Source organism: Streptomyces oceani, from assembly GCF_001751245.1.
In the GTDB taxonomy this organism is placed as follows: domain Bacteria; phylum Actinomycetota; class Actinomycetes; order Streptomycetales; family Streptomycetaceae; genus Streptomyces; species Streptomyces oceani.
On sequence record NZ_LJGU01000115.1, the window covers coordinates 41,338 to 54,325 of the forward strand.

The following is a 12,988-nucleotide window of genomic DNA, read 5'->3' on the forward strand; positions in this document are numbered from 1 at the left end:
AACGCCCGAACGGGCCGGTGCGCGGCCTACGGTGGCGCCGTGTGTACGACCCAGGATGTCCGCGATCCCGCCGAGCCGCGCACCAGCCGAATCCGCGGGGTGTCCCGCCGCGACCTGTACGCCGCCGGAGCGGCGCTGCTGCTCTTCCTCACCGCGCTGTTCGTCGGGCGGGCCATCCGGGCGGAGGAGGACGTCCTGCACATCCGGTGGCCACCGCTCTACGCGTACTGGGATCCCCACGTGGGTCCCGGGACGGTGGCGGCGCCGCTGGTCGCGCTGCTGGTGGTGGCGTACGGACCGGTGCTGGCCCGTCGGCTGTCCTGGCGCGGGGTGCTGCTCGCCGGGTGGGTCGGCTCGCTGCTGTGGACCTGGTCGCTGGCGCTGATCGACGGCTGGCAGCGGGGCGTGGCGGAGCGGCTGACCACGAAGTACGAGTACCTCCAGTCCGTCCCGGACGTGCACGACATCGGGCACACCGTGCGCACGTTCACCGATCACATCCTGCTGAACAGTCCCGACAACTGGCCGCCGCACGTCGCCGGGCACCCGCCGGGCGCGCTGCTCACCTTCGTCGGCCTGGACCGGATCGGGCTGGCGGGCGGCGGATGGGCGGCCGTCTGGTGCGTCACCCTGGCCTCCTCGGCCGCCGTGGCCGTACTGCTGACCGTACGGGCACTGGGCGACTCGGGGAGCGACGGTACCGCCGAGGACGGCTCGGACGGAGCCAGGAAGGGCGGCTCCGCCGACGGCCTGGGCGGCGGCGAGCTCCTCGCCCGCCGGGCGGCGCCGTTCGTCGTACTGGCGCCGGCGGCCGTCTGGTTCGGGGTGTCCGCCGACGCCTACTTCATGGGCGTCGGCGCCTGGGGCGTGGCGCTGCTGGCGCTGGCCGCGACGCGTCGGGCACGCGCGCCCCGGGCCGCGGCGGTGGGCGCGGGCCTGCTGTTCGGGCTGGTGCTGTACCTCTCGTACGGCCTGGTGCTGCTGGGCCTGGTGTGTCTGGCGGTGCTGGCTGCCGCGCGTACGGCGCGCCCGGTGCCGTACGTGTTGCTGGGCATGCTGCCGTGGGTCATCGCGTTCACGGCGGCCGGGTTCTGGTGGTTCGACGGCTACACCACCCTGGTCGAGCGCTACTACCAGGGCTCGGCCCGGTTCCGTCCGTACGGCTATTTCGTCTGGGCCAATCTGGCGGCCAACGTCGCCGTCGTCGGGCTGGCCACCGCGGCGGCCCTGCGACATGCCGGAGGGGCTCTGCCAGGAGCGGTGCGGGGGCTACGCCGAGCGCCCGCACGGGGCGAGGCGGCGCTGGTGCTGCTGGTCGCGGGAGCGGCGGCGGCCGTGCTCGCGGCGGATCTCTCGGGTATGAGCAAGGCCGAGACGGAACGGATCTGGTTGCCGTTCACCCTGTGGCTCCTCCCGGCCGCCGCCCTGCTGCCCACGCGTGGCCACCGCTGGTGGCTGGCGGTGCAGGCGGCGGTGCCGCTGACGCTGAACCACCTGTTGTTCACCGGCTGGTGACGGCTGGCTCCGAGTCACGACGTCCGTGTTTCGTAACCCTCAGAACTCTCGGAGACGCCACCGGAACACGGTGGGATGGAAGGCATGGAACACCCGACCCCGCCCGGGTCTGACAGGTCACCTGGGTCCCACACCGCCGGCCCGCCCGCACCGAGGCCGCCGCTCGCGCACTTTCGCGGCCGCCTCCACGACCCCCGCACGGCGACCGTCCTGGGGCGCTGGCTGGGCCTGCTGGTGCTGCTCTGCTTCGGCACCGGGCTGTTCAGTCACCTGCTGCAGGAGCCGCCCGCCTTCCTCGCCGGGGACCTGCCCACCCGGCCCGTGTGGGGCTACCGACTGACCCAGGGGCTGCACGTCGCCAGTGGAACCGCGGCGATCCCGCTGCTGCTGGCGAAGCTGTGGACGGTGTATCCCAGGCTCTTCGTCCGTCCACCGGTCCGGGGCCTCCGGCACGCGCTGGAGCGGTTGTCGGTGGCGGTGCTGGTCGCCACCGCGCTGCTGGAGGTGTTCCTGGGGCTGCTCAACACCGTCCAGTGGTACCCCTGGCCGTACTCGTTCCGCTCGGTGCACTGGGCGCTGGCGTGGCTCCTGGTGGGCGCGCTGCTGCTGCATCTGGCGGTACAGGCACCGGCGATCACCGCGCACTGGCGGGCCCGCTCGCCGGGCACCCGGCGGCTGCCGGCCGATGACGAGCCGAACCGACGCTCGCTGCTACGGGGCGTGACCGCCGCCGTCGGAGCGGTGACGGCGGTGTCCGTCGGCCAGTCCCTCACCCCGCTGCGGGACCTCACGTTGCTCGCGCCCCGCCACCCCGGCCACGGCACCCAGGGTCTGCCCGTCAACCGCACCGCCGCCCAGGCCGCCATCCCACCGGCCGAGCTGCGTGACTGGCGGCTACGAGTGGCCGGCCCCCGTACGTACCAGCTGACCCGCGTCGAACTGGCCCGGCTGCCGCAGCACCGGGCGCGGTTGCCGATCGCCTGTGTCGAGGGCTGGAGCAAGGTGGCGGACTGGGAGGGCGTCCGGCTACGGGATCTGCTGGAGCGGTCCGGAGCGCCGCCGGGTGCCAGGATACGGATCGTGTCGCTGCAGCGACGCGGCGGCTACGGCGTCTCCGAGCTGGGCGAGTCGTACGCGCGTGACCCGCTGACGCTGCTGGCGCTGAGGTTGAACGGCGAGGTGCTCAGCGCCGACCACGGCTATCCGGCACGGCTCATCGCCCCCAATCGCCCCGGTGCGCTACAGACCAAGTGGGTCTCCCGGATCGAGGTGCTGTCGTGACCACGGTGCGCTGGACGCTGGGCGCGGCCGGTGCAGTGCTGCTGATCGTGGGCTGCTGGCTGCTGCTGGACACCCGCTCGGGAACCGTGGGGCAGGTGCTGCTCTGGCTCGCGGGCGCGGTGGCGGTGCACGACGGGCTGCTGGTGCCGTCGGTGCTGTTGGTGGGCCTGGGGTTGCGGATGCCGCGCCGGCGCCTGCCGGGGTACGCCTTCGGGGTCCTGCGCGGTGGCCTGGTGGTGGCCGGCTCGCTGACCCTGCTGGCGCTCCCGCTGGTGATCCGGGAGGGGCAGGGGCGTAATCCCTCCGTGCTGCCACTGGACTACGCCGACAACTGGGCGGCGTTGGTCGCCGGGACCGCGGTGGTCACCCTGGTACTGCTGCTGGGCGGCGGTGTACGCGCCCGCGTACGGGGACGTACGAGCGGTCGGGCGCCGCGGGCGACCGGGGCCGAGGGTCCTGGCCGCCGGTCCGGCGACCGGGCGGCCCCACCGGTGGGACGGCGCTCGGCGGCACGGCGAACACGCTCAGCACGCCCACGTCGTTGAGCCGGGCTCCGGGGGCCGACCGGGCCCGCCCGTGCCGCTTCCGGTCAGTCCCGGTCAGTCCCGGTCAGTCGCGGCGCAGGGCCAGGAAGTCCCGCTCTCCGGCCGTCCAGTGCTCGGTGACCCTCCAGCCGCCCGCCTCAGCGCGGCGCCGTAGCGCCGTGTCGCCGACCCGTGCCCAGGGGAACGCCTGGCCGCGTACGCCCCGGCCGTTGTCCAGGCGTACCTCCACCCTCTCCTCGACGTCGGCGGGCGCCACCTCGGCGATCAACGAGCCGCCGGGAGAGAGGAGTTCCGCGGCCCGATGCAGCAGTGCGGCGGGGTCACCGCCGATGCCGATGTTGCCGTCGAGCAGCAGGGCGCTCTCCCACCGTCCTTCCCCCGGCAGCGGTTCGAAGACCGAACGGCACAACGCGTCGACGCCCCGGAGCCGGGTACGCGCCACGGCGAACGGAGAGGCGTCGACGCCCAGCGCCAGCGTGCCCGTCCGAGCCAGTGCGTCCACCATGCGTCCCGGCCCGCAACCGATGTCGAGCACCGACCCGGTGCAACGCTGCAGTACGGTGAGGTCCGCGAAATCCGCGTGCGCGCACCAGCGCTCCACGTCCAGCGGCAGCAGCCAGCCGTCCGTGCGGCGTAGGAAGAGCGGACCGCGGCCGGTGCGCAGCGCGTCGGCGTACAGATCGGTATGCCAGGGCGGCGGGACGGTCGCCGCGGGCGCTAGGGGCACAGAGGGGGACACGTCGGTCATACGTCCCTCCCCCGCCCGCTTCGCGGGTGTTCCGGCCGCTGGGCCGGTGACTCCGGGCCGCTCCGGCGCGTTTCCCGGGCCGGCGTCGCCAACTCCGCGTGCCGCGCGGCGAATCCGCCACTGGCCTGCCGCGCGATCTCGGCGGCGTCCGGTGCGGTGTCCATGTCCCTCAGCCGAGGCAGGTCCCGTACGCGCAGCCCGGCGTCGACGAGCCGCCGCCGCTGGGCGGCTCCGGTGTGCGGGGTGGACATCGGCACGCCTCGCGCCAGTTCGGGGTCCGGCACGGCGAGGCCCAGCGCCCAGAACCCTCCGTCCACCGCTGGACCGAACCAGGCGTCGCAGTCGTCCCAGGCCCGCGGCCCGGTCACCGGGGCCAGCAGCTCCGCGGTGAGTTGCGGTGTGTCCATGCCCAACAGCAACGCGGGGCCGTCGCACAGCGCGAAGGCCGCGGCGATCCGCTCGTCGAGCCCGCCGGTCGCCTGCGGCACGACCTCGAAGCCCGCGCCCGTCGGCAGCCACGGGCCGGTGCTCCCGGACAACACCAGCACCCGACGACGCGCCGGCACCCGCGCCACCACCTCGAGGGTGTCCTCGAGCGCGGCAGCCGCCAACTCCGCGGCCTCGGTGGGGGTGTACGGGGGGACGAGCCGGGTCTTGACCCGGCCCGGCACCGGTTCCTTGGCGATCACCAGCAGGATGGTCCCGCCAGCTCGGGGATCGTCTGCCGGACCCTCGTCTTCTCGCCTCTCGTCGTATCGGGAGTCACCGCCCGCGCCGTGCCGGCGGCCCGCCGGGACCACCGGACCCGCCGTGGTCGCCGCGGGCGCGGTGGTCGCCGCTTCCCCCGGGACTCCCCTTTCCGGGTACGTCATCGCAGCACCGCCCGCATGTCGCGCACGGCGTGCCAGGTGCCCCGCCAGGTGCCGGTCACCTTGGAGCGGCCGGCCCGGGGCAGGTAGTCCACCTCGGTCTCCAGAATCCGCCATCCGGCGTCGGCTGCGCGTACCACCGTCTGCAGCGGGTAGCCGCTGCGCCGGTCGGTGAGCGCGAGGTCGAGCATCGGCTGGCGGCGGGTCACCCGCATCGGTCCGAGGTCGTGCAGCCGCACCCCGGTGCGTCGCCGCACCATGGTGGACAGCGCGCGGTTGCCCGCCCGCGCGTGCAACGGGAAGGCGCCACGGGCCACGGGCCGACGGCGGGCTAGCACCAGGTCCGCGGTGCCGTCCCGTACGGCAGCCGCCACGGAGGGCAGAGCCGTCGGATCGAGTGTGGCGTCGCAGTCGCAGAAGCCGATCAGCTCGGCGGTGGCGGCCCGTAGTCCGGCGTGGCAGGCCGACCCGAAGCCCCTGCGGGGCTCGTGCACGACGAGGGCTCCGTACGCCCGGGCGATCTCGTCGGAGCCGTCACTCGACCCGTTGTCCACGACGAGCGCCCGCCAGCCGTCCGGGATGCGGCTCAGCACCCACGGCAGGGCCTCGGCCTCGTTGAGACAGGGCAGCACGACCTCGCCGTACGGGGGTGGCGGATGCGAAGGCCGGCTGGACTGCGCGGACGTGAGTGGCGGTGGGGGCTGAATCGTTGTCATCTCCCTCACCCTACGAAGTCATAACGGGCAAAAACGGTCAGCTCACCTTACGAAACACGGACATCGAACCCTCCGTCGCGATACACCTCCGTCACCGACACGGGTACCTGCAAAACTCGACCGCATGCATGAGCCCTCCCCGCGCCGGATCCTCGTCGTGGACGACGACCCGACGGTGACCGAGGTGGTGGCCGGATACCTGCACCGCGCCGGGTTCGCCGTGGACCGTGCCGCCGACGGCCCCGCCGCACTGCGGTGCGCCAGCGCCACCCCGCCCGACCTCGTCGTCCTCGACCTGATGTTGCCGGGGCTGGACGGTCTTCGGGTCTGCCGTCGGCTACGCGAGGGCGGACCCGTCCCGGTGGTGATGCTGACCGCCCGTGGCGACGAGGAGGACCGTATCCTCGGCCTGGAGGTCGGCGCGGACGACTACGTGACCAAGCCGTTCAGTCCCCGCGAGCTGGTGCTGCGCGTCGAGTCGGTGCTGCGGCGCGCGGGCGACACCCGCTCCGCCGGCCCGCGGCTGTACGGCGGCGGGCTCACACTGGACCCGGCTGCCCGTACCGCCGCGGACGGCCGCGGCCCGCTCGCGCTGACGCTCCGCGAGTTCGATCTGCTGACACACTTCCTACGCCATCCCGGGCAGGCGTTCAGCCGGCAGGAGCTGATGTCGCAGGTGTGGGGCTGGGACATCGGGGACCTGTCCACGGTGACCGTGCACGTGCGCCGGCTGCGGCACAAGGTCGAGACCGATCCGGCGTGTCCCCGGCTCATCACCACGGTGTGGGGGGTCGGCTACCGCTTCGACGGCAGCTCGGGGGACGCTGATGAGTGACCTGCTGCTGATCGCGCTCTACGCCTCGGTGGGGGCGGCGGCCGTCGGGCTGGCCGGCGGGCTGGCATTGCGGGTACTGCGCCGCCGCTCGGTGGCGGTGTCACTCTCCGTGCTCACGGCGGTGGTGGTGGGCGCCATGCTGGCCGGGACGCTGTCGGTGGCCTGGGCCATGTTCCTCTCCTCGCACGACCTCTACGTCGTCACCACAGTGTGCGCCGTCGCCGCCGCCGCCTCCATGCTGACGGCGCTGGTGCTGGGCCGCTGGGTGATAGCCGGGCACCGGTCGCTGGAACAGGCGGCGCGGACCCTGGGAGACGGCGGCGGCTTCGACCGTCCGACCGTGCCCATGCCCGCGGAACTGGCCTCATTGGCCCGTCAGTTGGAGGACACCAGCAGCAAGCTGACGGCCTCCAGGGAGCGGGAGCGGACACTGGAGGAGTCGCGTCGGGAGCTGGTCGCCTGGATCTCGCACGATCTGCGTTCGCCGCTGGCTGGGCTACGCGCCATGGCAGAGGCCCTCGAGGACGGCATCGCGGACGATCCGCACCGCTACCACCGACAGATCCGCGGCGACGTCGAGCGGCTGTCGGCCATGGTCGGCGACCTCTTCGAACTCTCCCGCATCCAGGCCGGCTCCCTCTCCCTCAGCCCCACCCGGGTCTCCGCGTACGACCTGATCAGCGACGCGATCGCGGGAGCGGACCCGCTGGCCAGCGAACGCGGCGTACGTCTGGCGGACGAGGGGGTGGAACCCGTGCCCGTGGAGGTGGACGGCAAGGAGATGACCCGGGTGCTGGCGAACCTGCTGATCAACGCCATCCACCGGACCCCGGCCGACGGCACGGTCGCGGTCTCCGCACAACGCCGGGCGGACGCCGTGGTGCTGTCGGTGACCGACGGCTGCGGCGGCATCCCCACCGCCGACCTGCCGCGGGTCTTCGACACCGGCTGGCGGGGCAGCGACGCCCGCACCCCGCCCGGCGGTGCCGGTCTGGGACTCGCCATCGTACGGGGCATCGTGGAGGCACACGCGGGCCGGGCGGCCGTACGGAACGTGCCCGGCGGCTGCCGTTTCGAGGTCACCCTGCCGGCGGCGCGGATGCTCGGCGGACCCGGCTCGGCAGCGGTGTGACCCGTTCCCACAGTCCCAGCTTGACCGCCAATTTGCGTCCTTCTAGCCTTCAACGATGAACCTCCGACGGACCCTTAATTCCACCCTGCGCAAGACCACCGGTCTGGAGCTCAGGCAAGCCCTCGCGCAGCCGGAATCACCGGCGTCGAAGAAACCCCCGGAGAAGAAGGCCGAGGCACCCAGCCGGCCCAAGCCCGTCGCCTTCCGACCTCCCACCGACCCGGAGGTTGACCGGCTACTCAAACAGCCGGTGTTCATCATGTCACCCGTTCGCTCCGGCTCCACCCTGCTGCGGGTGCTGCTCAACGGCCACTCCCAGCTGCACTCTCCGCACGAACTCCACATCCGGCGCCTGACCGTGGGCCACTCGACCCAGCTGGCCAAGAGGTCCATGGAGGAACTCGACCTGGACTCCGCGGACCTGGAGCACCTGCTCTGGGACCGCGTCATGCACCGCGAGGTGGTGAAGAGCGGCAAGGAGTTCATCGTCGAGAAGACGCCGAGCAACGCCTTCGCCTGGAAGCGCATCGCCGCCTGCTGGCCGGACGCCCGGTTCGTCTTCCTACTGCGCCACCCGGTCTCCATCGCCCGCTCGTGGTATGAGGCGGACACCGAGAAGCGCACCCCGGAGTCCGCCGCCGAGGACGCGCTGCGCTACATGAAGGCGGTCGAGCGGGCTCGCAAGGGTCTTTCCGGGCACACCGTGCGGTACGAGGAGCTGACCGCCGACCCGGAGGACTCGATCCAGCAGATCTGTGCCTTCCTGGGCGTGAAGTTCGAGCAGGACATGCTGTCGTACGGCCCGCGTGGTGACGAGGACCTGAAGAAGGGCCTGGGCGACTGGCGGGACAAGATCCGCAGTGGTTCCGTGCAGCCGGGTCGGGAGCTGCCGACCGCCGAGGAGATCCCGGCCGTCCTTCGGGAGATCAGCGAGTCCTGGGGATACCTTGATGAGCGGGCGGACGCGAAGTCCGAATGACACCACACGCCGAACTCGAACAGGTATGGCCCAGAGACGGCCGCATCCGGCTGGTGGGCCGGCTGCACGAGCACATCCCGGGGGAGACGGCTGAGCGGTGGCGACTGCTGCTGGTGCTCCGGGACCAGGAGGACCAGCGGCTAAGTTACGACACCACGCTGGACGGGACGCGGTTCGAGGTGTCGTTCCCGGTGGACGACCTCGCCCTGGACGGACTCGCCGACGCGACCTGGGACCTGCATCTGGAACCAGGCACCGGCACTCCCCCACGGCTGCGTGTCGGTCGCCAGCTCGACGACATCCGGGGCAAGAAGAAGATCATGGTCTATCCGGCCCAGTCGGTCACGAGCGACGAGGACGCGACCGTGGTCCGCCCCTTCTACACTGTCAAGGACAACCTGTCGGTCGAATGCCTGCCCGGTGACATTCCACTGCGCCCCGGGGAGATCGAACTGCCGGAGTGGATCGGCTGATGCGCATCGCTTATCTCCTACTACATGCCTGGGGCATGGGCGGCACCATCCGCACCGTGATGAACCAGGCCAACACCCTGGTCGCCGCGGGACACGAGGTGGAACTCGTCAGCGCCGTACGGCACCGGGACGAGGTCCGGTTCCCGCTCGACCCCCGGGTGCGGGTCACCGCGCTCACCGACAGCCGCGGTGCGAGCGCGCCCACCGTGGCGGCCACGCCGAGCGACGGCCAGTCCGACAAGCCCAAGGAGGACGCACCGCTCCACATCCCGCGCGGCGAGTTCGGCTACCGGTACTTCAACCGGCACCTGGAAGACGCCATCATGGCCTACTGCAGTGGCGTGCGGGACATCGACGTGCTCGTCTCCACTCGTCCCGGTCTGAACTTCCTCGTCGCGCGGTCCGCGCCGAAGAGCATCGTGCGCGTGGCACAGGAGCACATGAACCTCTCGGTGCACCGGCCGGACGTACGAAAGTCCATCAAGGACTACTACCCGAAGTTCGACGCCGTGGCCGTCCTCACCCACCGGGACCGGGAGGACTACGGCGAGCTGCTGCCGAAGGCCCGTATCCTGCGCATCCCCAACGCCGTGCACGAGATCGAGCCGAGATCCGTCGACTACGACTCGAAGATCGTGTCGGCGGCGGGCCGGCTCGCCCCGCAGAAGGGTTTCGACATGCTGCTCCCGGCCTTCCAGAAGGTCGCCGAGCGGCATCCGGACAGCCAGTTGCGGATCTACGGCGGCGGGGAGAAGAAGGCCGAGCTGCGGGAGCAGATCGAGAAGCTGCACTTGTACAACCACGTCTATCTCATGGGACACACCTCCCAGTTGGACAAGGAACTGGCCAAGTCCTCCGTGTACGTCCTCAGTTCCCGATTCGAGGGCCTGCCGATGGTGATGATCGAGGCCATGACGCACGGCCTGTGCGTCGTCAGTTTCGACTGTCCGACGGGCCCCGCGGACGTACTCACCGACGGCCAGGAAGGGCTGCTCGTGCCGGCGGAGGACGTCGACGCGCTGGCGGACGCGCTGTGCACGGTGCTGGACGACGCGGACCTGCGGCGGCGGATGGGCGGGACGGCACGGGAGAGCGCCCGCGACTACGCCCCCGCCGCGGTGCACCCGCAGTGGGAGAAGCTGTTCGAGGAACTCCTCGCCGAGCGGGGCACGAAGGCGGGGCAGCGATGACCGGTCCGGAGCAACTGCCCGAAACACCGTACGAGCCGTACGCGTTGGCGCATCTGGATGCGTTGGAGTCGGAGGCGGTGCACATCTTCCGGGAGGTGGCCGGGGAGTTCGAGCGGCCGGTGATCCTCTACTCCGGTGGCAAGGACTCCATCGTGATGCTCCATCTGGCGCTGAAGGCGTTCGCCCCCGCGCCCGTGCCCTTCGCCCTGCTGCACGTGGACACCGGACACAACTTCCCCGAGGTCCTCCACCACCGGGACACCGAGGTCGCCCGGCACGGCCTGCGCCTGCACGTGGCCTCCGTCCAGGAGTACATCGACGACGGACGACTACGCGAACGCCCCGACGGCACCCGCAACCCCCTACAGACCACGCCCCTGCTGGAAGCCATCAACGGCAACCGCTTCGACGCCGTCTTCGGCGGCGGACGCCGCGACGAGGAGAAGGCCCGCGCCAAGGAACGCGTCTTCTCCCTGCGCGACGAGTTCGGCGGCTGGAACCCACGCCGCCAACGCCCCGAACTGTGGCAGCTCTACAACGGCCGCCACGCCCCCGGCGAACACGTCCGCGTCTTCCCGCTGTCCAACTGGACCGAACTGGACGTGTGGCAGTACATCGCCCGGGAGGACATCAACCTGCCCGCCATCTACTACGCCCACCAGCGCGAGGTCTTCTCCCGCGACGGCATGTGGCTCTCCCCCGGCCACTGGGGCGGACCCGGCGAGGACGAACCACTCGAGAAGCGCCGGGTGCGCTACCGCACCGTCGGCGACATGTCCTGCACCGGAGCCGTCGACTCCGACGCCGACACCATCGAGAAGGTCATCACCGAGATCACCGCCTCCCGCCTGACCGAACGCGGCGCCACCCGCGCCGACGACAAACTCTCCGAGGCCGCCATGGAAGACCGCAAGCGCGAGGGATACTTCTGACGGGCGAGGGGCGAACTCACTCCCGCCTGGGGAAGTGAGTTCGCCCCTCGCCTCACTTCAGACCCGTCAGCGCGATGCCTCGCACGAAGTAGCGCTGGCTGAAGATGAGGATCAACGCGGTCGGGACGAACATCAGCACCGAGCCGGCCGCGGTCAGGTGCCAGAGCGTGAAGTGCTCCTGGTTGAAGAGGGTGAGCCCGACCGGGATCGTCCGCATGTCCTCGGTGGTGGTCGCCACCAGCGGCCACAGGAACTCGTTCCACTGGAAGACGAAGGTGAACAGTCCGAGCACCGCCATCGCCGGTTTCGCCTGCGGCAGCACGATCCGCCAGTAGATGCCGAACTCCGAGGCGCCGTCCACCCGGGCGGCGTGGATGAGGTCGTCCGGAATGGGCTGCATGAACTGCCGCATCAGGAAGATGCCGAAGCCGTCCATCAGGAACGGCAGGATGAGCGCCTGATAGCTGTTCAGCCAGCCCATGTTGGACATCATCACGTAGAGCGGGATCATCCGGACGAACAGGGGGATCATCAGGGTCGCCAGGATGGCGTAGAACAGCGTGTCGCGCAGCGGGAAGTCGAACTTCGCGAAGACGTAGCCCACCAGCGGGTCGAAGACCAGGTGGGCCACGGTGATGCCGCCCGCCACGACGAGGCTGTTGAGGATGAAGTCACCGAACGGCGCCTGCTCGAAGAGCGTCGCGTAGTTCCCCCACTGCGGCGACTCGGGCAGCAGCACCGCCTCCCCGGACAGGGTCTCGCCCTCGGTCTGTAGGGACAGCGCGACCATGTAGAGCAGTGGTACGACGGTCAGCGCGCTGGCTCCCAGCAGCAACACGTAGATGGTGATCCGCACACCGCGGGTCATCAGTACTGCACCTCCCGACGCCGTCCGGCACGCAGTTGCAGGGCGGTGAACACCATGATCACGATGAGCAGCAGCACCGACAACGCCGAGGAGTAGCCGAAGTCCCGGCTGTCGAAGGCGACGTTGAAGATGTGGAAGACGATCAGGTCGGAGCTGTTGGCCGGGCCGCCGTTGGTGATGATGTACGCCTGGCCGAAGGCCTGCAGCCCGGTGATGACGGACATCACGGTGACGAACAGCGTCGTCGGGGTGAGCAGCGGCAGCGTGATACGCCAGAACCGTTGCGCCGTGCTGGCGCCGTCGACGTACGCCGCCTCGTAGTACACCTCGGGGATCCCCTGCAGACCCGCCAGGAAGAGGATCATGGTGTATCCGGCGATCTGCCACACGGTGACCACGGTGATGGTGGCCAGCGGGTTGGTGTTCAGCCACTGCTGGGTGGGCAGACCGAGCTCCTCCAGCAGCCGGTTCAGGATGCCCAGGTGCGGATGCAGGATGTTGCGCCACAGCAGACCGACCACGGCCACCGAGGTGAGGTACGGCACCAGCAGCGCCAGTCGGAAGGCCGTACGCCCCCGCAGCGGGCGGTTCACCAGCAGCGCGAGGCCCAGTCCGAAGACGATCGCGCCGAGGGTCGTGCCGAGGGCGAAGAACAGCGTGATGGTGAAGGAGTTGCGTGCCGCCGGGTCGTCGAACGCCCTCTCGTAGTTGCCGAGACCGTTGAACTCGTCGGCCTGCGGTCCGGTGTGCAGGCTGGTGTTCACGATGTCCGCGATCGGCATGTAGTAGAACACCGCGAAGAAGATCAGCGCGGGCGTGAGGAAGAGGTACGCGGTCCGGATCTGGCGTCCTCTGAGGGTGCGCGGACGTCTCCGGGCGAAGCGACCGGGTAGCTGCACCGCCAT

Annotated in this window: 14 protein-coding genes; 9 read left to right on the forward strand and 5 right to left on the reverse strand. The window is 70.9% G+C overall.

Annotated elements, in window-relative coordinates:
- Nucleotides 1–39 precede the first annotated feature (39 nt).
- The 3 genes from AN216_RS09400 to AN216_RS09410 all read left to right on the forward strand — a co-directional run bounded on the left by AN216_RS09400 (nucleotide 40) and on the right by AN216_RS09410 (nucleotide 3,341).
- Nucleotides 40–1,515, forward strand: a complete 1,476-nt coding sequence (locus tag AN216_RS09400) for a hypothetical protein (RefSeq protein ID WP_070196184.1) — start codon at nucleotides 40–42, stop codon at nucleotides 1,513–1,515.
- A gap of 84 nt (nucleotides 1,516–1,599) precedes the next feature.
- On the forward strand, nucleotides 1,600–2,796 hold the full coding sequence (locus AN216_RS09405; protein WP_079166441.1) for a molybdopterin-dependent oxidoreductase: 1,197 nt from the start codon (nucleotides 1,600–1,602) through the stop codon (nucleotides 2,794–2,796).
- Nucleotides 2,793–3,341, forward strand: a complete 549-nt coding sequence (locus tag AN216_RS09410; protein WP_070196185.1) for a hypothetical protein — start codon at nucleotides 2,793–2,795, stop codon at nucleotides 3,339–3,341. Before AN216_RS09405 ends, AN216_RS09410 begins: the two co-directional genes overlap by 4 nt.
- Before the next feature lie 64 nt (nucleotides 3,342–3,405).
- Here the strand turns inward: AN216_RS09410 and AN216_RS09415 are convergent, their stop codons facing one another.
- The 3 genes from AN216_RS09415 to AN216_RS09425 all read right to left on the reverse strand — a co-directional run bounded on the left by AN216_RS09415 (nucleotide 3,406) and on the right by AN216_RS09425 (nucleotide 5,674).
- Complete coding sequence (locus AN216_RS09415) at nucleotides 3,406–4,089, reverse strand: class I SAM-dependent methyltransferase (RefSeq protein WP_070196186.1); 684 nt, start codon at nucleotides 4,087–4,089, stop codon at nucleotides 3,406–3,408.
- Entirely contained in the window at nucleotides 4,086–4,787 is a 702-nt protein-coding gene (locus tag AN216_RS09420) for a TIGR04282 family arsenosugar biosynthesis glycosyltransferase (RefSeq protein WP_244502394.1), read from the reverse strand. Before AN216_RS09420 ends, AN216_RS09415 begins: the two co-directional genes overlap by 4 nt.
- Before the next feature lie 170 nt (nucleotides 4,788–4,957).
- Nucleotides 4,958–5,674: a glycosyltransferase family 2 protein gene (locus AN216_RS09425; protein ID WP_079166417.1), complete on the reverse strand. Its 717-nt coding sequence runs from the start codon at nucleotides 5,672–5,674 to the stop codon at nucleotides 4,958–4,960.
- Nucleotides 5,675–5,798: 124 nt separating this feature from the next.
- Between AN216_RS09425 and AN216_RS09430 the strand changes: the two genes are divergently transcribed.
- From AN216_RS09430 to cysD, 6 genes are read left to right on the forward strand one after another with little or no spacing between them, the layout of a single operon-like run.
- On the forward strand, nucleotides 5,799–6,509 hold the full coding sequence (locus AN216_RS09430) for a response regulator transcription factor (protein ID WP_070196188.1): 711 nt from the start codon (nucleotides 5,799–5,801) through the stop codon (nucleotides 6,507–6,509).
- The gene (locus AN216_RS09435) at nucleotides 6,502–7,641 is read left to right on the forward strand and encodes a sensor histidine kinase (protein WP_070196189.1); all 1,140 of its coding nucleotides are present in this window, start codon (nucleotides 6,502–6,504) and stop codon (nucleotides 7,639–7,641) included. Before AN216_RS09430 ends, AN216_RS09435 begins: the two co-directional genes overlap by 8 nt.
- Nucleotides 7,642–7,696: 55 nt before the next feature.
- On the forward strand, nucleotides 7,697–8,620 hold the full coding sequence (locus tag AN216_RS09440; protein WP_070196190.1) for a sulfotransferase family protein: 924 nt from the start codon (nucleotides 7,697–7,699) through the stop codon (nucleotides 8,618–8,620).
- Nucleotides 8,617–9,093: a hypothetical protein gene (locus tag AN216_RS29125; protein WP_070196191.1), complete on the forward strand. Its 477-nt coding sequence runs from the start codon at nucleotides 8,617–8,619 to the stop codon at nucleotides 9,091–9,093. Before AN216_RS09440 ends, AN216_RS29125 begins: the two co-directional genes overlap by 4 nt.
- A complete protein-coding gene (locus AN216_RS09450) occupies nucleotides 9,093–10,283 on the forward strand; it encodes a glycosyltransferase family 4 protein (RefSeq protein ID WP_070196300.1) in 1,191 nt (396 codons plus the stop codon). Before AN216_RS29125 ends, AN216_RS09450 begins: the two co-directional genes overlap by 1 nt.
- The gene (gene cysD, locus AN216_RS09455) at nucleotides 10,280–11,215 is read left to right on the forward strand and encodes a sulfate adenylyltransferase subunit CysD (protein WP_070196192.1); all 936 of its coding nucleotides are present in this window, start codon (nucleotides 10,280–10,282) and stop codon (nucleotides 11,213–11,215) included. Before AN216_RS09450 ends, cysD begins: the two co-directional genes overlap by 4 nt.
- Nucleotides 11,216–11,267: 52 nt before the next feature.
- Here cysD and AN216_RS09460 read toward each other — a convergent pair whose 3' ends face one another.
- Nucleotides 11,268–12,083, reverse strand: a complete 816-nt coding sequence (locus AN216_RS09460) for a carbohydrate ABC transporter permease (protein WP_070196193.1) — start codon at nucleotides 12,081–12,083, stop codon at nucleotides 11,268–11,270.
- The gene (locus AN216_RS09465) at nucleotides 12,083–12,988 is read right to left on the reverse strand and encodes a carbohydrate ABC transporter permease (protein ID WP_070196194.1); all 906 of its coding nucleotides are present in this window, start codon (nucleotides 12,986–12,988) and stop codon (nucleotides 12,083–12,085) included. Before AN216_RS09465 ends, AN216_RS09460 begins: the two co-directional genes overlap by 1 nt.